The 23,152-nt window shown below is 49.3% G+C and carries 20 protein-coding genes; 12 read left to right on the top strand and 8 right to left on the bottom strand.

Translation table 11 applies throughout. The features are described 5' to 3' along the window. Nucleotides 1-215: 215 nt before the first annotated feature. A complete protein-coding gene (locus LEUMU_RS0119585) occupies nt 216-2,864 on the bottom strand; it encodes a TRAP transporter permease (RefSeq protein ID WP_022954000.1) in 2,649 nt (882 codons plus the stop codon). Nucleotides 2,865-2,960: 96 nt separating this feature from the next. Further along, the gene (locus tag LEUMU_RS0119580) at nt 2,961-3,932 is read right to left on the bottom strand and encodes a TAXI family TRAP transporter solute-binding subunit (protein ID WP_022953999.1); all 972 of its coding nucleotides are present in this window, start codon (nt 3,930-3,932) and stop codon (nt 2,961-2,963) included. 273 nt (nt 3,933-4,205) lie between these two features. Here LEUMU_RS0119580 and LEUMU_RS0119575 point away from each other — a divergent pair, with 273 nt between their 5' ends. Both LEUMU_RS0119575 and LEUMU_RS0119570 read left to right on the top strand, forming a co-directional pair. Beyond that, entirely contained in the window at nt 4,206-5,531 is a 1,326-nt protein-coding gene (locus tag LEUMU_RS0119575) for an aspartate aminotransferase family protein (protein WP_022953998.1), read from the top strand. A 50-nt stretch (nt 5,532-5,581) separates the two neighbouring features. Further along, complete coding sequence (locus LEUMU_RS0119570; RefSeq protein ID WP_022953997.1) at nt 5,582-6,997, top strand: pyridoxal phosphate-dependent decarboxylase family protein; 1,416 nt, start codon at nt 5,582-5,584, stop codon at nt 6,995-6,997. On the opposite strand, the gene LEUMU_RS0119565 is transcribed toward LEUMU_RS0119570, so the two are convergent. Continuing rightward, nucleotides 6,994-7,389 carry a CoA-binding protein gene (locus LEUMU_RS0119565; protein WP_022953996.1) on the bottom strand — a complete coding sequence of 132 codons (396 nt, stop codon included), beginning with the start codon at nt 7,387-7,389 and terminating at the stop codon, nt 6,994-6,996. The genes LEUMU_RS0119570 and LEUMU_RS0119565 overlap by 4 nt on opposite strands. A gap of 250 nt (nt 7,390-7,639) precedes the next feature. Between LEUMU_RS0119565 and LEUMU_RS0119560 the strand changes: the two genes are divergently transcribed. The 6 genes from LEUMU_RS0119560 to LEUMU_RS0119535 all read left to right on the top strand — a co-directional run bounded on the left by LEUMU_RS0119560 (nt 7,640) and on the right by LEUMU_RS0119535 (nt 13,588). Further along, complete coding sequence (locus LEUMU_RS0119560; protein ID WP_022953995.1) at nt 7,640-8,539, top strand: DMT family transporter; 900 nt, start codon at nt 7,640-7,642, stop codon at nt 8,537-8,539. Nucleotides 8,540-8,614: 75 nt separating this feature from the next. Continuing rightward, complete coding sequence (gene glk / locus LEUMU_RS0119555) at nt 8,615-9,607, top strand: glucokinase (protein ID WP_022953994.1); 993 nt, start codon at nt 8,615-8,617, stop codon at nt 9,605-9,607. Between the two features lie 94 nt (nt 9,608-9,701). After that, the gene (locus LEUMU_RS0119550) at nt 9,702-10,334 is read left to right on the top strand and encodes a paraquat-inducible protein A (RefSeq protein ID WP_051156074.1); all 633 of its coding nucleotides are present in this window, start codon (nt 9,702-9,704) and stop codon (nt 10,332-10,334) included. After that, nucleotides 10,331-10,963 carry a paraquat-inducible protein A gene (locus LEUMU_RS0119545; RefSeq protein ID WP_040503997.1) on the top strand — a complete coding sequence of 211 codons (633 nt, stop codon included), beginning with the start codon at nt 10,331-10,333 and terminating at the stop codon, nt 10,961-10,963. The genes LEUMU_RS0119550 and LEUMU_RS0119545 overlap by 4 nt, the downstream gene beginning before the upstream one ends. Beyond that, complete coding sequence (locus LEUMU_RS28315) at nt 10,956-12,971, top strand: PqiB family protein (protein ID WP_022953993.1); 2,016 nt, start codon at nt 10,956-10,958, stop codon at nt 12,969-12,971. The genes LEUMU_RS0119545 and LEUMU_RS28315 overlap by 8 nt, the downstream gene beginning before the upstream one ends. Nucleotides 12,972-12,973: 2 nt before the next feature. Continuing rightward, a complete protein-coding gene (locus tag LEUMU_RS0119535; protein WP_022953992.1) occupies nt 12,974-13,588 on the top strand; it encodes a PqiC family protein in 615 nt (204 codons plus the stop codon). 12 nt (nt 13,589-13,600) lie between these two features. Here the strand turns inward: LEUMU_RS0119535 and LEUMU_RS0119530 are convergent, their stop codons facing one another. From LEUMU_RS0119530 to LEUMU_RS0119515, 4 genes are all read right to left on the bottom strand, one after another. Next, entirely contained in the window at nt 13,601-14,956 is a 1,356-nt protein-coding gene (locus LEUMU_RS0119530; RefSeq protein WP_022953991.1) for a Fic family protein, read from the bottom strand. Between the two features lie 543 nt (nt 14,957-15,499). Further along, nucleotides 15,500-16,987: a PhnE/PtxC family ABC transporter permease gene (locus tag LEUMU_RS0119525; RefSeq protein WP_022953990.1), complete on the bottom strand. Its 1,488-nt coding sequence runs from the start codon at nt 16,985-16,987 to the stop codon at nt 15,500-15,502. Beyond that, entirely contained in the window at nt 16,977-17,642 is a 666-nt protein-coding gene (locus LEUMU_RS0119520) for an ATP-binding cassette domain-containing protein (RefSeq protein ID WP_022953989.1), read from the bottom strand. The genes LEUMU_RS0119525 and LEUMU_RS0119520 overlap by 11 nt, the downstream gene beginning before the upstream one ends. A 6-nt stretch (nt 17,643-17,648) precedes the next feature. Further along, nucleotides 17,649-18,542, bottom strand: coding sequence for a putative selenate ABC transporter substrate-binding protein (locus tag LEUMU_RS0119515; RefSeq protein WP_022953988.1), 894 nt, complete (start codon nt 18,540-18,542; stop codon nt 17,649-17,651). 210 nt (nt 18,543-18,752) lie between these two features. Between LEUMU_RS0119515 and alkB the strand changes: the two genes are divergently transcribed. The 4 genes from alkB to LEUMU_RS0119495 all read left to right on the top strand — a co-directional run bounded on the left by alkB (nt 18,753) and on the right by LEUMU_RS0119495 (nt 21,932). After that, nucleotides 18,753-19,445 (top strand): DNA oxidative demethylase AlkB, encoded by a 693-nt coding sequence (gene alkB, locus LEUMU_RS0119510; RefSeq protein WP_026744954.1) that lies wholly within the window; start codon nt 18,753-18,755, stop codon nt 19,443-19,445. A gap of 96 nt (nt 19,446-19,541) precedes the next feature. After that, a complete protein-coding gene (locus LEUMU_RS0119505; protein ID WP_022953986.1) occupies nt 19,542-20,375 on the top strand; it encodes an ABC transporter substrate-binding protein in 834 nt (277 codons plus the stop codon). Between the two features lie 37 nt (nt 20,376-20,412). Further along, nucleotides 20,413-21,192: an amino acid ABC transporter permease gene (locus tag LEUMU_RS0119500; protein WP_211223044.1), complete on the top strand. Its 780-nt coding sequence runs from the start codon at nt 20,413-20,415 to the stop codon at nt 21,190-21,192. Nucleotides 21,193-21,197: 5 nt separating this feature from the next. Then, nucleotides 21,198-21,932, top strand: coding sequence for an amino acid ABC transporter ATP-binding protein (locus LEUMU_RS0119495; protein ID WP_022953984.1), 735 nt, complete (start codon nt 21,198-21,200; stop codon nt 21,930-21,932). Between the two features lie 11 nt (nt 21,933-21,943). Here LEUMU_RS0119495 and LEUMU_RS0119490 read toward each other — a convergent pair whose 3' ends face one another. Then, complete coding sequence (locus tag LEUMU_RS0119490; RefSeq protein WP_022953983.1) at nt 21,944-23,062, bottom strand: ATP-binding protein; 1,119 nt, start codon at nt 23,060-23,062, stop codon at nt 21,944-21,946. Nucleotides 23,063-23,152 lie beyond the last annotated feature (90 nt).

The following is a 23,152-nucleotide window of genomic DNA, read 5'->3' as shown; positions in this document are numbered from 1 at the left end:
TCAAAAAAACTTATAAGTGCCCGTTCATCTTTGCATAAAAACTAGCACATTTATAGGCATTGAAGAAATATAATCGGTCACTATATCAATCTAAGTACATTAAAAATAAGGGATTAAGCCATAAGCCGCTAAATTTGAGGGCACAAAAAAGCCCCGACCACCTGCGCTAAAGCACTCAGACGATCGGGGCTTATTCAGCCATTTAACTTAAGGGATTACTTACCCCAAAATGCAGGCTGAGTCTGTCTACGTCGCTGGAAAAACACCACCAGAGCTAGCAATAGCAATGCGGGGAAATAGAACACTTCCTTAGCGATACGCTCAGCAGGGATATCAACGCGATTAACCTTAACCGGCTCATCCGCGTAAAAATCAAACATCTGAAGCGTATTAAAGAATGGCGTTCCAGCCATCGGCTCATCCAGTTTTGCGATGCCATCTTCTTCCATGACCGTGAGGCCCGCACCACTCAACTTAGCAAGGCCATCGCCCTCGGCACCTAAGTTAGCCATGATGGTGATTTGTGTCATTTTATCGACATCATCAAAATCAGGTCCGGTGATCTCCATACGAAGCGGCTTACCAACCCCATTGGCTTCGGCAAGTTGAACCACCTGAGTACCATCTTTTTCAAGGTACGGCGGATCAACCTGATCCAACCAGTAGCCCGGACGGAATAAGGTAAAGGCAATCAGCACCAGTGCCACAGTCTCCCAAATCCGGCTTTTAGCCATGAAGTAACCCTGAGTCGCAGCGGCGAATAACAGCATCGCCACCGTACCGACAATGAACACAAAGATCGCTTTGTACCAGGTCACATCGATCAACAGTAGCTCGGTATTGAAGATAAACAGGAACGGCAACAGCGCGGTCCGGATATCGTAGGCAAAGCCCTGCAAACCAGTCTTGATTGGATCTCCACCCGAAATCGCTGAGGCCGCAAATGCTGCCAAACCAACCGGAGGCGTATCATCCGCCAAAATACCGAAGTAGAACACGAACATGTGAACGGCCACTAATGGCACGACCAGTCCAGATTGTGCGCCCACGGTAACGATTACTGGCGCCATCAGCGATGACACAACAATGTAGTTAGCCGTTGTTGGCAGACCCATACCCAGAATCAGACTCATCACTGCCACTAAGAACAGCATCAGAATCAAATTACCGCCGGATAGGAATTCAACGAATTCACCCACGACCTGATGAGCACCCGTTAGCGAGACTGTTCCGATAATGATACCGGCAACTGCAGTTGCAACACCGATTGGCATCATACTGCGTGCGCCGGAGACCATACCTTCCCAGAAGTCACACAGACCTAACCAAAGGTCGCTAACAATGGCAATCTTGCCGCGGAAGAATGACTTCAGCATGTGCTGAGTCAGTACCACGAAGATCATTGCCACACTGGCCCAGAAAGCCGACAGCGATGGTGATAGACGCTCGATCAAAATGCACCACAGCAATACAATGATTGGCAGTACAAAGTACAAGCCGGTCATGGCCACCTCACCCGGTTTTGGCAAGGTGATCAGTTCAGCATTTGGATCATCAACTTCCAGATCAGGACGTTTTGCAGCCAGCGCAATCAGAACCAAATATACGACTAGGAAGATTCCTGCAGCACCCCAAATGGTCATGCCAGGATAAGCTACTTTGATCCAGCCCAAGCCCCAGTACACAATGGCACCCATCAACATAAAGCTGATAAAGCCAAACAGGAAGCCGATCATTTTCTGCATCGCATTCAAGTGGCTTGGTGGACGCTCCATACCTCGCAAGTTCAGCTTAAGCGCTTCCAAATGCACGATATAAACCAGTGCAATATAAGAAATCAACGCCGGTAACATGGCGTGCTTAATGATTTCCGGATAGCTAATACCGGTGAATTCTGAAATCAGGAAGGCGGCTGCACCCATAACTGGTGGCGTCAGCTGTCCATTGGTGGATGAGGCAACCTCTACCGCACCCGCCTTTTCAGCACTAAAGCCAGTACGCTTCATCAATGGAATGGTGAACGTACCGGTGGTGACTACGTTAGCAATTGACGAGCCAGAGTAGATACCACTTAAGGCAGAGGCGATAACTGCCGCTTTAGCCGGACCACCACGTAGGTGACCTAACAGACCAAAGGCCAACTTGATAAAGTAGTTACCTGCACCCGCTCGTTCCAGCAACGCACCAAACAATACAAACAGGAAGATCATCGAAGCGGAAACACTTAGGGCAACACCAAACACCCCTTCCCCTTGCATCCAGTAATGCCACATCGCTTTACCGAATGACGCGCCCTTCCACTGCACTGCTTCAGGCATCCAGCTCAGATGACCAAAGAATACGTAGAATACGAATACACCTGCCACAATCAGCATTGGCAGACCCAATGCGCGATACACCGCAATCGCCAACGCAATTAAACCAACCGCCGACATAATCAAATCAGCGGTGGTTGGCAAACCTGCACGTGTAGCGATATCCAGCTTAAAGAAGATCAGGTAAAAACAGGTGGATGCTCCAATCGCCGCCAATACCCAGTCATACACCGGCACGCGGTCTTTGGGGCTATTTTTGAATAACGGATAAGAGAGCATGGTCAACGCCATGGCAAAAGCCAAGTGAATAACCCGACTTTCAGAACTATTAAAAACGGCATTAAAGCCAAAGTTTTCAGTGACCCAATACGGCACACTTGAGGAAATATATAACTGAAACAACGACCAAATAAAGGCCATAACCACCACGACGGTGCCAGCCACACCGGTCGCTTTGCGCCCACCACTGTCGGCCGCTTCAAAGGCCGCCAAGTCGGGCTGACTATGGTCTATTGCCTCAACGGCTGACCGCTCGTCTTGTGTAGACATAAACAACTCCCTGTTAAAACATGATACTGATTTTGAAACAAATACAGCCCGTAACGGGCTGTATTTGGTGTACCTTATGTCAAACTAGAGCTGGGATCATTCAACCCACTTGCGCTCTTTGTAGTACTTCATCGCGCCATCATGAATTGGAGCAGACAGACCGTCTTTGATCATCTCGCTTTCTTTCAGGTTAGCAAACGCAGGGTGTAACTTTCTGAAGTCATCGATGTTATCGAATACCGCTTTAGCAACAATGTAACCAATCTCTTCTGGTACATCGCTAGAGCTTACGAAGGTTGCACCAACACCAAAGGTAGTGATTTCTTCATCTGTGCCCTTGTACATGCCACCTGGGATAGTCGCAACGCGATAGAACGGGTTATCAGCAACCAGCTTATCGATCTCAGGACCGCTAACGTTGATCAGCTTCACATCACAGGTATTAGTCGCTTCAGTGATTGCTGCTGCAGGATGACCGATTGTATAGATCATTGCATCGATCTTGTTATCACAAATTGCTTGAGACATTTCTGAACCTTTCAGCTCAGCAGCCAAAGACAGGTCATCCATCTTCATGCCAAATGCTTCCATTGCAACTTCAGTGGTCGCACGCTGGCCAGAACCTGGGTTACCCACGTTTACACGCTTGCCCTTCAGGTCTTGAAATGTCTTGATACCGCTATCTGCACGAACAACCAATGTGAACGGCTCTGGGTGAACAGAGAACATAGCACGTAGCTTGTCGAACTTACCCGCTTCTTCAAACTTTGAAGTACCATTGTATGCATGGTACTGCCAATCTGACTGAGCAACACCGAACTCCAACTCACCAGAGCGAATAGTGTTGATGTTATAAACTGAACCACCCGTTGACTCTGCAGAACAACGAATACCGTGCTCTTTACGACCCTTGTTTACCAAACGGCAGATTGCACCACCTGTTGGGTAGTAAACGCCGGTTACGCCACCGGTTCCGATTGAAATAAATTGCTGATCAGCTGCTTGAGCTGTTGCGCCGACAGTCAACGCCAATGCACCGCCCATTACCAAATGCTTAAACTTAATCATAGGTTCTTTTCTCTCCTTCAAAAAACGATAAAATGATTCTGGTGTAAACCCAGTGAAACTGATTATTTTTTTTATAAATGATCCTAATTGCGGGATCACGCGTAGTCACTATACCCTAAAATTAACGCCTGCAAGATCAGGAGGTGTGACGGTGCTCAGTCCAGATTCCTTGATAAATCTTAATCGATTGTTACACTTGTCACAATGCTTGTCAAAAGATGAAATGAACGTATTATGAATACTTTATAACTCCTTTTTTCAGGCAGATACCCCATGAACCACGTTTTTCCACGTCACACTAAATCCGCACTTCCCACTGCGGTAGCGGGTGACGGATGCTATTTGATTGATGCTAATGGTAAGCGCTATCTGGATGGTTCAGGCGGAGCGGCGGTGTCGTGTTTAGGGCATAGTGACCCTGCGGTAAAAGCGGCCATTCACGCACAAATCGATGCCATGCCATTTGCTCACACGGGCTTTTTCACCTCAGAACCTGCGGAAGTACTGGCTGATTTACTGATTGAAAACGCACCGGCCGGCATTGATCGGGTTTACTTTGTGTCTGGCGGCTCCGAAGCCGTTGAAGCAGCCATCAAATTAGCCCGTCAGTATTTTCTGGAAATTGGTCAACCACAACGCACCAAATTAATTGCCAGGCGTCAAAGCTATCACGGCAATACACTCGGGGCGCTGGCAACCGGTGGTAACGAATGGCGTCGTAAGCCATTCAAACCGATGATGATTGATACCACTCACATCTCCCCTTGCTATGCTTACCGCGATCAACGCAGCGATGAAACCAGTTTTGAATACGGTCAGCGTGTGGCAAATGAGTTAGAGCAAGAATTACTGCGCTTAGGGCCAGATACCGTCGTCGCCTTTTTAGCAGAACCGGTGGTTGGCGCAACCGCCGGTGCCGTACCTGCTGTTGAAGGCTACTTCAAACGCATTCGTGAAATTTGCGATCAATACGGCGTCCTGCTGATTCTGGATGAAGTCATGTGCGGCATGGGTCGTACCGGTAGTTTATTTGCCTGCGAACAAGATGGCATTTCACCCGATATCGTCACCGTTGCCAAAGGCTTAGGTGCAGGTTATCAACCCATTGGTGCAATGATGTGTACTGACACGATTTACAGTGCAATCGAAAATGGCTCAGGCTTCTTCCAGCACGGCCATACGTATATGGGACATGCCACTGCCTGCGCCGCTAGCTTAGCTGTACTCAATAGCTTGCTCGATCGCAATTTAATCGCACGCGTGAATGAGATGGGTGCGCTATTAGATAAAGCCCTACGAGCTGAATTTGGCGACCACCCACACATTGGTGACATTCGCGGACGTGGCTTATTCCAAGGCATTGAATTAGTGGCTGATCGTGACACCAAAACACCGTTTGAAACGCGTCATCAGCTGGCTAAAAAGATAAAATCAGCGGCTTTTGCAGAAGGCTTGATTTGCTACCCTATGAGCGGCACTATCGACGGTGAAAACGGCGACCATGTATTACTGGCACCGCCTTTCATTATAGAGCCTGCGCAAATTGATGAGTTAGTTGGAAAGTTGTCGACCGCCATTAAGCTAAGCTTACCGGCTTAACCCCATCCCGCGATTACCAACCAATTGCCAACCCTAGATAAGGACAAACTATGAGCCAAGGTGATCTCGACCCGAAAGACTGGGACGCTTTTCGGGCACAAGCCCACCGTTTGCTGGATGCCAGTCTGGATAAAATGCTGACAGCCAGCGAAGGACGCGTCTGGAATCCACTACCCGATACACTTCGGGAGGAATTTAATCGGGAGATACCGAGAGAAGGCTCCGACACCGAGTCCTTACTCACTCAAATCATGCCTTATGGGGTTGGCAATACGCATCCACGCTTTTTTGGCTGGGTACATGGTGCGGGCGCGCCCAGCGGCGTACTAGCGGAAATTATCGCCGCCTCGATGAATGTCAATGCCGGTGGCCGCGACCATATTGCGCCCGTAGTCGAGCGTCAGGTGATTCGCTGGTGTGCTGACATGATGGGCTTTGGCGAGGCAGCCTCTGGCCTAGTGGTTTCCGGCACCTCTCTCGCCACCATCATTGCGCTAAAAGTGGCGCGTGACCAAGCACTGGAAGGCGTTTCGAAAACGGGTATTGCGAATAGCCATTTGATTGGCTACACCTCGGCACAAGCACATTCCTGCGTAAAGCGTGCCTTTGATATGCTAGGAATTGGTTCAGAGCAGCTGCGAGTAGTGCCCTGTAACCAAGACTTCGAAATGGACCTTACCGCGCTCCAACAGCAAATTAATACTGACCGCACCGATGGCCTGCAACCCTTCTGCGTAGTGGGTACCGCTGGTGCTGTTAATATGGGCGCGATTGATGACTTGGAAGGGATTGCCGATATTGCTGAGACTGAAAACCTCTGGTTTCACGTCGATGGCGCATTTGGCGCAACCGCTCGCTTAAGTAAATATGCGAAAGACCGCTTAACCGGCGTGGCACGCGCTGATTCACTCGCCTTTGATTTCCACAAATGGCTACAGGTGAATTACTCCGCAGGCTGCGTATTGTTTAAAGATGAGCAGGCACATCGCAAATCATTCTCCGATCGCGCGGAATACCTCAACAGTAAATCACGTGGCTTGGCTGGCGGCGATTTTTGGGCCGTGGATTATGGCCCGGAACTCAGCCGTGGTTTTCATGCATTAAAGATCTGGGCGCATCTAGCCGAACATGGCACCGATGCGCTGGGCGCTTCGATTGACCGCAATATTGAGCTGGCACGTTATTTAGCCAAGCGTGTGGAAGCGGAGCCAAAATTGGAGTCTCTCGCCCCTGTGCCTTTGAATATTAATTGCTTCCGCTATCGCTCTGACACAACTGATATGAACGAGTTGAATGAAGAAATTGTGTTTGAGCTACAGGAAACCGGTGTCGCAGTGCCTTCCACGACCCTACTCCATGGCGAGCTGGCGATTCGGGTCAATATTACCAACCACCGCACCCAAGAATCCGATATGGACATACTGGTGGATGCGGTAATTCGTATTGGTGACCGGCTTAGCGCTTAACCGCGATAATCAATCTTCGGGCAGCGATTCACCACGACTTGCATGCCCGCAGATTTTGCCATTTCAGCGGCATCATCATTCTCAACGCCTAACTGCATCCACAATACTTTCGCACCAATGCGAATCGCTGACTCGGCAATCGGGACAATTTCTTCGGAGCGGCGGAAGCAATCCACCATATCCACGTCTACCGGAATATCTTCCAGCTTGGCATAACAGGCCTGGCCGAGTACTTCTTCATACTTTGGGTTGACCGGAATCACGGTATAGCCCTTTTCAATCAGAAACTTCGCCACCTGATAACTCGCGCGGTGAGGTTTGTGAGAGATGCCGACCACGGCAATGGTTTTGGTATCCTTTAAAATCTGCTGGATTTCTTGATCGGTGCTCATGGTTCGGCCTGTGTTAATTGAAGTGTATTGGTGGATAGTAATGCACAAAGTACTCTGTTAAAACACTGCCTATCTGGAAACTTTTCACCAACTGATGGCAGAATTTCATTGGGCAATTTGCAAAAGTCATTATAATCAGCCCGCGGCTGAAACTTGAAGCAAACTGCACTGGGCATTACTTGTTGATGGCTCTACACTGCAGATACACTTCAGCGACCCCGAAGCCACTATTTAAACATCAGGAATCCTCGTGACCACTCAAGTCAAAAATCAGGGACGTGCCTATGCATTTGGCCTTGCCGCAGTATTATGCTGGTCCACCGTTGCCACCGCATTCAAACTCAGCCTTGAGTACTTAAGCCCTGCGCAATTACTGCTGTATGCCAGCCTGAGCTCTTGGATATTTTTACTGCTGGTCCTGCTCTGGAAGAAGCGCCTAAAAAGCACCCTGCAAGGCGCTCGCCATACATATAAACAATCGTTATTGTTTGGCGCATTAAATCCCCTGCTGTATTACCTGATTTTATTTCAAGCTTACGACTTACTGCCGGCACAAGAAGCGCAAATCCTAAACTACACTTGGGCGCTCACCATGACCTTGCTGGCGATCCCTATGCTTGGCCATAAGCTAAAGCCGATGGAAGCGGTAGCAGCCTTAGTGTGCTACAGCGGCGTGTTGGTGATTGCCACGCGTGGCGATGTCTTCGGCCTTAACTTTGGCAATTTAAAAGGCGTTATTCTTGCTCTGGTTAGCACAGTAATCTGGGCGCTGTACTGGATTTTAAATACCCGCCAGACTGGCGATGCGATCTCGAATTTGTTTTTAAACTTCAGCTTTGCACTGCCACTCACTCTGCTTTACTGCGCGATGACCGGACAACTTACTGCGGTGCCTTGGCAGGGTGTCGCCGGAGCCGTTTATGTCGGTGTGTTTGAAATGGGATTAAGCTTCATCTTCTGGCTCACGGCCATGCGCCTCACTAACAGTACGGCCAGTATCGCTAACCTGATTTTCATCTCTCCCCTGCTGTCCTTGGTGATTATTAGCGTAATGCTGCAAGAACCCATTTTAAGTTCTACACTATGGGGACTGGGATTGATTTTAAGCGGCCTCGCCTTGCAACAAATGAAACTAAGAAGCCGCCGATAGCGGATTACCCATTACGCCCGTTTTCCCGTAGAATCAGCTCAATACAGAACCCGTTGTGGCAAATCAGGACTGGACATGAAAAAGAATACAACTGCCATCGTGGCAGACCTTGGTGGTACTAATATCCGTTTGGCGTCGATAGCAAGTACCGGCGCAATTCCCGAACACATTCATACATTGTCAGTTGGCGATTTTTCTGGCTTGATTGATTGTATCGAGCACTATTTATCGCTGGTGCCTGCTGCCCAATTTACTCAGCTCTCGATTGCGGTGGCCACACCCGTAACCGGCGACCGTGTCCAGCTGACTAATCGTGACTGGGGCTTTAGCATCGAAGAAGTCGCTGAGCACTTTCAGCTACACCATTTAAAAGTAGTGAATGACTTTACCGGTCTAGCCTTATCCATTCCTTTGTTACAAGCCGATGACTTACAGCAACTTGGCGGCGGCAAAGCGAACCCTGATGGCGCAATTGCACTGCTGGGTGCTGGCACAGGCTTAGGCGTTTCTGGTTTGATTCGCTCTGCAGCAGGTTTGTATCCCCTTCAAGGCGAAGGCGGGCACGTGACCGTTGGCGCAACTACTGCTCGCGAGCTGGCGATCTTTGATGAATTTAACAATCGCTATGGCCACATGTCTGCCGAACGTCTGTTATCGGGTACGGGTATTGAAGAAGCTTATCAAATTATCTGCTTGCTGGATGGCACGCCAGACCTTGGCCTCACACCCGCAGAGATTACCGAGCGCGCCATCAATGAAAGCTGCTCGCAGTGTATGGAATTAATGCAGCTGTTCTGTCATTGGATGGGCGTAGTCGCAGGTAATCTGGCAATCACTTTAGGCAGTACTGGCGGTGTGTATATCGGCGGCGGCATTGTGCCAAAGCTTGGCGAGTATTTTGTGAAGTCCGGCTTCCGTGATTCCTTTAATCACAAGGGCCGCTTTACTGACTACCTGAGCGCCATTCCTATTTATATTATTCAGGCAAAACAGCCCGCATTATTAGGCGCAAGCTATGCCTTGGATGCCCGCTTTGAGAAACTCGGCATCAGCCACCATCGCGGATAGTGTATAAAAACACCATTTAGCAGGTAATCTCGCTTTAGATTCGCGTTGTGCTAGACTGTTGCAAAAAACACACACTTATGATCAACAGACAAACATGACGCGAGAGATATTAGGGGAACTGGACTACCAGACGGCGCGGGCTTGCCATGAGTGCGACCTGCTGCAAGACATCCCCACACTTAAACACGGTGAAGTGGCCCGCTGCATACGCTGCGGCGCTTTGCTTAAGCGTTGCCATAGCAACTCGCTAGACCGCAGTTTAGCCTTCGCTATTACCGGTTTGATTCTGTTTGTCATCGCCAACATGTTCCCGCTGATCTCATTGAAAGCATTGGGGATTTCACAGCACGGTACCCTATTTTCCGCGACTTTGGCGCTGCTGAATGCCGAGATGCCGTTTCTGGCACTGCTGATGTTATTCACTACTATTTTGTTTCCGTTGATGAGTCTGTCCGGGACGATTTATGTACTCACCATGATTCGCATTAAACGCATCACGCCCAATATCGCACCGCTATTTCGCTTTTTGCGCAGTACCGATGCTTGGGGGATGCTGGAAGTGTTTCTGCTGGCCTTAATTGTCGCTGCCGTCAAACTGGTGGATGTCGCTGAAGTAGTGACAGGAATCTCGCTGTACGCCTTTATTTTGCTAATTATCACACTGACCACGCTCAGCCTGACGCTAAATCCGGACGATGTCTGGGATGAATTTCGGGCGCGCCTATGACCACCGCACGGCAGGCCGGTTTGGTATCGTGTCATTTTTGCCACAGTTTAAATAAACCACCAGAGACTCTGAGTGATGATCAGGAGCTGCATTGTGTGGTTTGCGGCTCAGTAATTCATTCGCGTATTCCGGACAGCCTAAACCGCACGTGGGCAATGGTGATTGCCGCCATTATTCTGTACATCCCCGCGAACCTGCTGCCGATTATGACGGTGGTTTACTGGGGCGATGGCACACCTGAAAATATTATGTCGGGCGTGATCAGCTTAATGAATGGTGGTATGTGGCCCTTAGCGCTACTGATCTTTGTGGCCAGTATTTTTATTCCCATTGCCAAGCTGCTCACCCTGCTTGGTTTGTTAATTAGTGTTCAACTTCGAATCCGTTGGCGGGCTCGCCAACGTACTCAGTTATATCGGATTACGGAGTTTATCGGGCGCTGGAGTATGATCGATATTTTTGTAATCGGTATTTTAGTGGCATTAGTCCAATTTGGTAATGCCGCCACTGTCACCCCGGGCTTGGGTGCATTGTCGTTTGCCGCCGTTGTCATTCTAACCATGTTTGCCGCCCACAGCTTTGATCCCCGTTTGATCTGGGATGCCTTTGAGGGGCAAGAAAATGAGTAATAATTCTGTACCAACCGCGCAGGTAATGGCTAAACCTCGCTTCTCGCTAATCTGGTTGATTCCCTTAATTGCTGCATTAATTGGTGGCTGGCTAGCGTATAAATATTATACCGAACGCGGCACCATGGTGGTCATTAGCTTTGATAAAGCCGCCGGTATCGAGCCACGTAAAACCATCATCCGCTATAAAGATGTGGAAGTCGGCATTGTGCGTAAAGTGGGCTTATCGCCCGACCTTAAAGAAGTGCGCGCCACGGTCGAAATCTATAATGACATGGAAGCAAACCTCGGGCCGGACACCCAGTTCTGGATTGTAAAACCTCGGGTTACATTGCGCGGCATTAGCGGACTACAAACCTTACTCTCTGGCGTTAACATCGGCATGGAGCCTGGCCCACCGGGTAAAGCGCTCTATTACTATGATGGCCTCTCCGAAGCACCGAACATCAGCATTAATGAAGATGGGCAGTCGTTTGTGCTCACGACCGAGCGCTTAGGCTCGTTGGATATCGGCTCTCCGGTGCATTATCGACAGATCAAAGTTGGAGAAGTCACGGGCTACAAGCTCAATCCTGATAGCGAAAAAATTGACGTAAACGTATTTATCTTCGCACCGTATCACGAAAAAATTCGCACCAACTCGCGCTTTTGGAACTCCAGTGGCTTTGAGCTGGATATCTCGACCGTGGGCGTAACAGCTCGATTAGAATCACTGACTTCATTACTTATCGGCGGGATCTCATTCAGCACGGACTTTCATCGTGCAGGATATCCGGTGAATGGCAAAACCGCTTTCAAGCTATATGACAACTTCAAGCTGGCTCGCGAAGACACCATTAATGACAACAAGCTGCTCTATAGCCTGTACTTTGGCGACACACTGCAAGGATTGAGAATTGGCGCACCCATTAAATTCCAAGGCATAAAATTGGGGCAAGTTGAGAAAATATCGCTATCCCAGAGTCCTGACGACTTTAGCATTCGCACTAAGCTCGACGTTTCTTTGTATACCGACCAGCTCTCGCCGACCGGCAGCCGCATCGAATCTGAAAAGCTTCTGCAAGGTTTGGTAGAAAAAGGCCTACGCGCACAAATCCGTCAGGAAAGCCTGATCACCGGTGCCAAGTTTATTGCACTGATCATGAAGCCAGATGAAGCTGACCATATCACGCTCGCGAGATTGGATAGCGGATTCCCAGTGATTTTCCCAACCACCAAAGCGGCGGGCTCAATCACCGAATTTGATCCAACAGAAATCACCAAAGAACTGAATACGGCGATTCGTAGCGCTACCGCACTGATGGAATCCAAAGATGTTAAAAACATCCTCGGTAACTTGGCTTCAACCACCAAAAGCATCGACACCATTACGGCTGAACTGGCGCGCCGTGGGGTTTCTGGTGAAGTGATGACGCTGCTAAAAGAAGCCAGCAACACCGCCAAAACACTGCAAACTACGCTGGGTGATGCCAGTAAAACCATGATTGATGCCCGCGTGATGATGCAGAGCGCTGGCAAAGCGGCAACGGCATTAACAGGCACCGCTGGCACGCTGCAAAAAGACATTAGCGTGGCCTTGGTCGATATTCGCAGACTGGCTAACCAGCTCACCAAATCCACTGGCATATTGGAAAAAGATGCCAGCCGCGCGATGATTGATGCGCGAGTCATGATGCAAAGCGCGGGCAAAGCGGCAACCTCACTCACGGGCAATGCGGCCACCTTACAAAAAGACGTGAGCACAGCACTGATTGATGCCCGCGTGATGATGCAGAATATTGGCAAATCGGCCGTCGCCTTACAAAAAGATACCAGCCACACCTTGGGCAGTATCAACAAAGCCACCAACACAGTAGAGCGCGGCATTAACGCAACTTTGAGTGAAGACTCCGCAATGCAGTACCGCTTCCAGCAGCTGATTAATGACTTAAGCGAAGCCGCTAACTCGTTCTCAGTACTGGCCGATACCTTGCAGCGCAAACCAAACTCACTGATTTTAGGGAAGTAATCATGGGATATTTCAATAATCTAAAGCGTACGAGCGTGATTGGTTCGACCTTGGCACTGAGCTTATTGTTGAGCGCTTGTAGCACAACTGATGGTGGCGGTTTGGGCGGCACACGCTTTTATTCGCTAACGCCGGTAGCTTTGGGTGCAGTGACTAATCGTACGGTGGCTAATCCGAATTTACGCGTAGGCGTCGGCCCGATTGGCATGTCTCGCTTGCTGCGCAGACCACAGATTATTACCCGCAAATCGGACACTGAAATTGCCATGGCGGAGCAGCATCAATGGGGTGGTTTGCTGCAAGAAGACCTCAGCCGCACGCTAACTGATAATTTCTCTGGCTTGCTGGGCACCGAAAATATCGAGCCCTACCCTTGGAAATTTGCCTTTAAGCCAAACTACCATGTGCGCATCGATATTGACCAACTAGATGGCGAACTTGGCGGCATAGTCACGCTGAAAGCTCGCTGGCGCTTAATGAAAGGCCGTGAAGAAATTCGCATCGAAAACACCACGCTCACACAGCCGGTGAAAGGCAAAGATTACAATGCCTATGTGCAAGCACAGAGCGAAGTGCTGTATAAACTCAGCGCCTTAATCGCCAAACAAATGCGCTGAGTTAAGTTCGCTTTAAAGCTTTAAGCGCGTACGCAAATCGGCAGGGGCGACATACAGTATGCCCTTGCCTTTTTTGCTTTTGGTCGCCATCAACAAGTCTTCATCCACCAATTTATTGAGGTAAGAGCGCGCGGTATTTTCATTAATATCAAAGTCGATACTCAACTGCTTTGGGGTGAAAATCTTACCGGGATGCTTCACCGCATCCTTCAGCACTTCCAGCTGCCCCTGCTTTAACACCTTGGAGACCGGACTGTTTTCAATCCACTCCATAAACTCATAAAACTCACGCTTTTTACGGTCGATATGCGCATGCAAGGCATCCACCGCTTTAGTGACAACGCCCACCTGATTGTAGATAAAATACGTCAGATCAAACTCATCGGTTTCGCTGTAAATATACGCCGTATCGTAATCGCTGCGCTTTTCCTGAATCAGCTTACTAATCGACACGTATTCAAACAGCCAATAGCCCGAGCGCAGCATAAACCAGTAAAACAAAGCTCTGGCCGTCCGCCCGTTACCATCGCCAAAGGGGTGAATAAAGCCAATCATAAAGTGCAGCACAATCGCCTTTACCAATGGGTGCATAAACTGGTTGCTGTGCAGGCCGTCATTATCTTCATTCGCAAAGCGGCACAATGACTCCAGCCGATCCTGAGTCGTTTCGTGCGAGGGCGGTTCATGCGCCACTTCGTTGTATAGGTTTTTAACCGTGATATCGTCATCTACCCGAAACTCGCCGGGCACCGCTTCATTCTCAATCGCGTTGTAAGTGGCGATGGCATGCAGCTCTAAAATCAACTCAATCGACAACTCTTCATCGCGCCGCTCACCGGCTTTTTTCAGCAGCAGATAGTTGTTGTAAATCATCTGCTCCGACTTATCAGACGGTGGCCGGTTGGTCTCCAGCATTTCCTTAGCCACTTTGCGCGTGGTGGATGCGCCTTCGAGCTGGGATGAAGTAATCGCCTCTTCCATCATCAGGCTTTTAACGAGGTAACGACCTTTCTCACCGGAGGTAATAAACGGCGCATCGCCAATGGCATGACCGCCACCAGTAATTTTATCGATATGGTGAAGCTGTGCGTACAGGGAATCCGGAATGCAATAACTGAAGGTTTCGGCGTCTTTATAAGCGGTCAGCTCAGGGATGAATTTGGTGATCGCCTTTCTGGCAATTTTGGTCGCCAGCCAAGCCGTTGTCGGATCGACACCTTTATCAACCCGCCAGATGAATTTATCCCAATGCAGGTATCGACCATCTTGATTGGTCGCGCCGTATTTGCCTAAAAGCGGCGTGATCTGTGCCAGATCGGAGTCTGCTAATAATACTTCGAAGGGCTTTGGGGTTCTTATTCTTGCCATCTGGAATGCCTGTAAACCTAAAATTTAGGATTTGAGTTTACACATAAATATTGGAAAATGCTTGGTTTTCCGGATGACTCACATGGGGCACACTTCAGACGATTAATACCCTGCCTCAAAATTGCGTCAGACGTCGACGCATCGTTATCCGTATCTACAGCAGGCTCATTTGGGGCTTTATTAGCACCACTCAGCACAAACACCCTATAGATTTTACAAAAAACGCCACAAAACACCCTATAACTTTTACATCGTAAGAGTCGCAAGCATATAAAATATATGGAAAATTGGTTCCAACGAGGCTCACGAAAGCTGCTCACTATTCGGGGAGCCAGACAAGTCGGTAAAACCACGGAAGTCAGACCTGTTGCAGTGTGCTTTTTTTAATATATTGCCTGATCGGCAGGCAGTGTCGTTGGTTCAGAGTAGTAGCTATGAACTGGTTAACTTGCCGCATTATTTGGTGGAGTATTGGCGGGAGTGGGTTGCTTCTTCATGACCAATCCCTCTAGAGGCAGCGGATTTTTCACTAAACCTTTCAAGCTATCGAATATCCACCGAACTATTCAACCGCAACCGCGACCGTATATACCGCGATAACGAATCCACCGCCACATTCAGCAAGGCTGTAATCAGAATCAGCACCATCGCCCGATCTAGCCGAATCTCTGAAATCGCACTATCAATATAGAAACCCAACGTCGCCACACCCAGCATTCCAAGAATTGCGGTTTCACGGAAGATAATCTCCCAGCGATAAAACAGAAACGCCAGAAACTGCCCATACACGCGCGGCAGTACTTCATAGCTATAGCGGTTTAAGCCACTCGACACATCCTGCCGCACGCTCAAATGATTACTGTAGCGGCCAACTAAATGCCCGATAATGCCAGCATTGTGCAGTGCCAATGCCACAATCGCTGGCAGCATGGATGGGCCCCACAATAGCAGCAGCATAAAGGCCAGAATGTATTCCGGCGTTGAGCGCACCATCACTAAAAACAGATGACCAATTCCGCGCCCGAAGCGGTTAAAAAATTGCTCGGAGATCATTGGGAAAAACAGCAATGTCAGTAAGCCGGTTGCCACCAGTGCAATCTGGCTAAGTACGATGGTATTGATCAGGCCGGGTAAGGCTTGCGTCATAAACAGGTCGGCAAACCAGTTCCATAAATCGCCCAACGAGTCGCCTTTTAAAATGGGCGACGGGATAATATCTTGAGTAAAAAAGCGCGTTACATTAGCCATGGAAATGTGGTGATCATTGCTAATCACAAACGGCGCGATCAACACATAAATCGGCAGCAACGCAAGCCGCACCCAATAACGGATACTGGCAATCAGTGCATAGAACAGCAGTAACAAGGCCCAAACTTGCGCATATTGCCCTTCCATAAAGGCGGTGCTCAGCGCATAGCCTAAGGTTGGCAAGCCGACAAAGCCAAGTACGGCACTAGAGCGCAAGCCACATTCTAATCGGTAGGAGGTATAGGTTTTAAAATGCGCCCACAGGTCCGGCAGGCGTGCATAGAAAAAGGCTGATACCCAACCCGTTTGACGGCTCAGCGCATCGAAAGCACTGCGGTCGCCCTCTTCCAAAATCTCCGCATACACCTTGGCGAAGGTCGCCATATACGGAATGCCGATCGCTAGCAAACCGGTTAGTGGATGCAGACCAAATATTTGCAGGAAAATCAGCGCCCAGAACAGCTCATGCACTGCACGCAGCAAGGCGCACAACACCCGAACCCAACGCCAATGAAAAATCAGTGAGACTAAAAAGCCAACCACGCTCCCCAGCCCAACACCTAAGACGGCAAAGGCGATGGTTTGCAGTAAGGCTTTACCCAGCGCTTCCACACCCTCAAATGATGGCGGGAATAAACCCGCAAAAAAGCGCCCAAGCTCGCCCCAAGGGTTCAGCGTAGTCACACTCAAATCGGCAAATGCCACGCACACCAAAGCGACCAACACGAATAACCAACTGACGTGCCAGCGCGCGGAGTGTTTAAATAGGGGTTTAGTCGTCATACAGTTGCGACAGGTCGGCCGCACTCAGCTCATTGCTGGCTTGATCCAGAATGATTTTGCCATCTTGCAGACCAATCACTCGGTCGCAATAGGCCACTGCCAAGGTCGTATCATGCAGTGCCATAATGACCGAAGGAAAGTCATCACACAGCGCTTCCAGAATGCGTCGGGATTGTTGCTCATCGACTGCCGAGACGGGCTCATCGGCCAGTAGCAATTCCCCGCCTTGATACAAGCTACGGGCAATCGCAGTACGCTGACGTTGACCACCAGATAACTGACCAACCGGTTCAAAGCATTTATCTGTCAGCTGCACTCGCTCAAGCACATCGCGCACTTCAGCAACGTGTGACTTAAATGGCTTAACCAAGTTGGCGAGATTATATAAAGCAGCGTGCTGGCTCAGCCGCCCCATATACACATTGTGATACACCGACAACGTTTGCACCAAGCCCTCATCCTGAGGCACTAGCGCCGTATTATCGGGTAATTTCTCGTAAATCAGCCGCAATAGGGTCGATTTACCGGAACCACTGCGACCGACCAAGGCCACTTTCTGGCCCCGATACAGTCGCAAATTGATGCCGCTTAACGCGAGCTTATCCTGATAACGCGCTTCGGCGTTGACCAAATCCAGCAATACCGAAGCACTCATCGTTGATTACTCGTCCAGCAGGCCAATCGCCTTCGCTGTTTCTTCAATCGGCAGGTAGTCTTCATTGCTCGCGCTGATGAACTTGCTACGTGGGAACGCTTCCAGTAACTCTGGCGCATCCATTTCAAGCAGTGCCGTTTTCACTTTTTCAGAGAAGCCTTCACCCCAGCTCGCATCTACATCACCACGGATAGTCCACTGGTAATCAGGGTATGCTGGTGTTTTCCAGATAACAGACACTTGATCGGTATCGATTTTATCTTCAGCCAGCATGGTGTCCCACACTTGATAGTTCACCGCGCCCACTTCATACGCACCGCTTTCAACTAGCTCGATCGTGCGGGAATGGTTACCACTGAAACCAACGCTTTTAAATGCATCATCCGGGCTTTCATCTAAGTTTTTACGGATGTAGTACTCAGGCATCAAACGGCCAGAAGTAGATCCTTTAGACCCAAAGGTAAAGGTCTTACCGGCGATTTCTTTTGGGAAATCATCAGAGGCTTTCAGGCCGGTGCTGCTATGAGCGATAAGGTAAGAGTAGAAAACCGGGTCTTCAGCACCTTGTGCAATGGCTTGAGAACCTGGCGTTACCATGCGCGCTTGCACGCCAGATAAACCACCGAACCATGCCAGTTGCAGCTGATCATTACGGAAACTAGTCACTGCGGCTGCATACGATTTTACTGGAACGTATTTAACCGGAACGCCTAAACGCTCAGTCAGATAATCGGCAACTTTGCCAAAACGCTCCATTAAACGAGACTCATCCTGATCAGGAATCGCAGAGAAGAATAAAGTTCTTGGCTCATCTGCCTGTACCGTTGCAGCACCCAGCAAGCTACCAGCTATTACACTTAACAACACACGTTTAACAAACGAACGTTTGGAAATCATCATTATCTTTCAAGCTCCGTGGCTTTAGTCGTAAATAGGGGAGGTTTTGAGCTCGAATCATGGCGAAAGTTGCAGAATGATTCAAGCCATAATCCCTTGGTCAATAATCACGAAGCAGTATGAGAGCAAACAGTGTGCAGTGCAACATTAGCAGGCAAGCTCAGCCAACAATGACCACAACATCTTACTTGTAGAATGGCGCTTATTCATAAAATGCGTTACAACAGAACCATGAATGGAGACTTATTTGACCTTAGCCATAATGGCGAAACCTGGACTGAAACGATTGCTGAGGATGCGCTAATCCTACGCCAATATGCGGTGGCTCAAGCGCCTGAGATTATTGCAGCGATTGAGACAGTCACAGAGCAGTCGCCCTTCCGGCATATTCAAACGCCGGGCGGCTATACAATGTCCGCAGCGATTACGTGTTGTGGGGATTTAGGCTGGGTGAGCGGCCCGCAAGGTTATCGCTATGCAAGACAAGATCCGCAAACCGGCAGAGACTGGCCAGAGATGCCAGCGGTACTTCGGGAAATTGGGCAGCAGGCTGCGCGTGAGGCTGGGTATTCTGAATTTCATCCAGATAGCTGTATGATTAACCGCTATGCACCTGGCTCGAAAATGTCATTGCATCAGGATCGGCATGAGCAGGATTTGAGTGCGCCGATTGTATCGGTTTCACTGGGCGTGCCAGCCATGTTTTTATTTGGCGGAATGCAGCGTTCGGATAAGACGGTCAAAGTCCCGCTAGCGCATGGTGATGTGGTGGTTTGGGGTGGCGTATCGCGATTGTGCTTTCATGGTGTGCTGCCAATTAAGGCGGACTATCATCCGACACTCGGGCAGGATCGGATTAATATTACGTTTCGGGTGGTTCGCAAACATCGAACTCAATCTATCTAAAAGGAGTAAGTGGCCTTTGTGGAGCAGCTCAATCTTCTGGACAAGCTTCACCATATCGGTAACGATATCCCGTTCTCTACAGCCTCGGAGTCTCACATGTTCTTAAAATCATCAATTAGCACCGCAGCCGTTTGTCTAGGCCTGGCCCTAAGCACTGGTTCAGCCTTTGCGGCCGACAGTTGCGCCGCAGGTAACACCCTGAAAGATGGCGTATTAACCATTGCTACTGGCAACCCATCCTACTTCCCTTGGATGATCGATAACGACCCAACGACAGGAAAAGGCTTTGAGTCTGCCGTGGCTTACGAAGTAGCTGCACGCATGGGTTTTGATAAAGATAAAGTAGAATGGACCACGGCCTCTTTCGATGCCTCTATCCAGCCTGGCGACAAGAATTTTGACTTCAACTTACAGCAGTTCTCAATCACTGAAGACCGCGAAAAAGTCGTCGATTTCTCCATCCCTTACTACTCTGCCGCAATGGCCGTACTGACTCGCAAGCCAATCCAAGAAAAAGGCGCTAAGCCAGAACTGGAATCATTAAAAGGTTTACTGTGGGGCGCGAGTGCTGCCACGACTGGCCTACCAATGATTAACACGTTAATCGAGCCTAGCGACAAACCACTGTTATACAACGACAATAATGACGTGGTTGCAGCAATGAAAGCGAATCAAATCGATGCCGCATTATTCGACTTACCGACCGCACTTTATTTAGGTGCAGCGGTATTGGATGACGGCGTGGTACTTGGCCAATTCCCGGCAGAGCGCAGCGAAAATCCAGACCAGTTCGGCATGTTATTCGCAGAAGGCAATCCGCTGAAAAACTGTGTAAACGAAGCGCTGGAAGCCATGATCGCCGATGGCAAATTGGCCAGCATCGAAGCTGAGTGGCTGCAGCAAACAACCAGTGTTCCTCTAATCAAATAGACCTATGCTAACCTTAAGACAGGCGCACGCGAAACGTGTGCAACAACGCAGCACCATCATTGCCGTCATTAGTACGATGGCAGTGGTGGCGCTGTGCTATTTTCTGGTCCCACTAGCGCCAGGCTGGGAAGCGGTTAAAAAGAGCTTTTTTAACGCTGAGATTTTCATTAAAACCTTCCCGACATTACTCGAAGCGTTTATGTTGGATGTGATGATCTTTCTGTGGTGCGCGCCGCTAATTGCCATTCTCGGGTTGCTCATTGCACTGTGTCGCGATGCACGCTCACCGGCGCTCTACCCGCTGCGTTTATTTGGAGCGGTGTATACCGATGTGTTGCGCGGAATTCCGGTAGTGCTAATCGTTTATCTGATTGGCTTTGGTGTGCCGGGGCTTGGCTTGCCGCGCCCATGGAACAGCCCTTATATTTGGGGCTCGCTAGCGCTGATTCTCACCTATTCGGCCTACGTGGCCGAGATTTTCCGCTCAGGTATTGAGTCAGTGCATAGCTCGCAGCGGGCCGCCGCCGAATCCTTAGGTTTATCCCCCAGCGATACCATGCGCTTTGTGGTGTTGCCGCAAGCGATTCGCCGCGTGGTGCCGGCCAATATGAATATGTTTATCGCCCTGCAAAAGGACGTGGCGCTGCTGTCATTTATTGGGCCGGTCGAAATTCTGCGTCAGGCCGGTGTGTATAAATCGCTGTATGCCAATTTCACGCCCTATGTTGCCGCTGCGGTCATCTTCCTGATCGTCACCATTCCCGCCACCCGCTTTGCCGATCGTTTAATGGCTAAGCAACAGCAAGCACGAAGTTAAGCGTTATGAGCAAGTTACAACTGATCAATATTCACAAAAGCTTCGGCGAGCGCAAAGTGTGCTCGGGCATTAATCTCACCATTAACGATGGCGAAATGGTCTGCCTGATCGGCGCATCCGGCTCGGGTAAATCGACCCTGCTGCGCTGTATGAATCTGCTGGAAGATATCGACGATGGCGAAATTTTGCTGGATGGCAATGATATTTCCGTACCGGGTTTAGACCCGCAGCCGATTCGCCAGCAAATTGGTATTGTGTTTCAAAGCTATAACCTATTCCCACATATGACGGCGATTGAGAATGTCATGCTGGCACCCCGCCGCATTCACAAACGCAGTCGCGCAGAGTTGCAGCCGGAAGTTGAAGAGCTGTTCAAACGCTTCGGCTTGAGTGATCGCATGGATAACTATCCAGATCAATTATCCGGTGGTCAGCAGCAACGCGTAGCGGTGATTCGGGCGCTCGCCATGAAGCCGAAAATGATGCTGTTTGACGAGATAACCTCAGCGCTTGATCCTGAGTTAGTGGCTGAAGTGCTGGATGTATTACGGCAGCTGCATCGCGAAGGCATGACCATGGTACTGGCGACTCATGAGATGAGCTTTGCGCGGGAATTGGCGGATAAGGTGTGCTTTTTGGATAAGGGTGAAATTCTGGAAGAAGGTCCACCGGAAATGATTTTCTCGAACCCTAAGAAAGCGCGGACTCAGGAGTTTTTGCGGAGTGTGTTGGGCAGTTAAGGGCAGATACGTTACAGCTCTAACTGCTCTAAGTAATCAAACGCACGCCGTACTTCTATACCACCATCCAAGCGCTCATGCCGTAGATTTTTGACGAGCTGCACCGCTGGAATCTTATATTTCTCATGGAAGTAGCGTAGTGAAGGACTCACTGAGGGGTCGGACAATTTAATTTCAAGCATCTGCACCGGCTCATCATCGACGACCAGCACAAAGTCGATTTCTTTTTGCTCTTTAGTTCGCAACATTCTTAAAGCGGTGCGCTTGCCCTGATAGTCTTCGATCGCATTCAGGTGTTTCAGTAAACTGATCGCAACGAGGTTCTCAAACTTAATACCGTTATCGCCTTTCACCATGCCGTTATCAAAGAAGTAAATCTTCGCGTCTTTTTGCAGAGAACGGGCAATATTACGGTGGTACGGCGTTACTCTGAATATGATGTAAAGCGCTTCAAAAATTTCAATGTAACGCTTGATGGTATTCGGTGAAACGCCAACATCCCTCGCTAGGCTCGAATAGGAAAGCGGTGACCCTACTCGAGTTTGCAGTAACTCAAGGGTTAGTTGAATAGCCCGAAAGTCGTGAACCTGCTCAAAATCAAGAATATCGGTACGGATCAGACCATCGATATACTGTAAACGCCAACGCTTTGAGTCTTCGAGGTTTTCCGCTAAATACGGCTCTGGGAAGCCTCCCCGCTCAAGTAATAGCTCAAGAGAGTGCTCATCAGCATCAGGAATTTCAGCAAGGGATAAGGGATTTAATCGGTGCCTGAAAAAGCGTCCCGCCAGCGAGTCGCCACTCTGACGAAAAGTTTCGAGCCTAGCGCTTCCGGTTACTAATATCTGTAGGTGTTCAGGCTTAGTATCATACAAGCCTTTAAGGTAGTTTTTCCACTCTGGCATTTTATGCAACTCGTCAAGAATGAGAAGCTGAGTCGAGGGAAGCCAAGCGGAGTCATTAATTATTCTTCGATCATCCAAGCTATCGTAGTTCAGATATACCGAGGATTTGTAATCTTTGGCAATGGCTTTGGCAAGACTAGTTTTCCCAACTTGCCTTGGGCCCGTCAGGAAGACCATTTTACGAGCTAAATCTTTCTTTACTAGTGCTTCTTGAATTCTTTTCATAATTGACAATTTCGCAGTGCATTGCGGAATTGTCAAGACTATTTAGCAATACGCTGCGAAATAGTCGAAGTACATTGCCACTCCTAATCG

The organism is Leucothrix mucor DSM 2157 (genome assembly GCF_000419525.1).
Lineage (GTDB): Bacteria > Pseudomonadota > Gammaproteobacteria > Thiotrichales > Thiotrichaceae > Leucothrix > Leucothrix mucor.
This window is presented reverse-complemented; position numbering and strand designations above follow the sequence as displayed.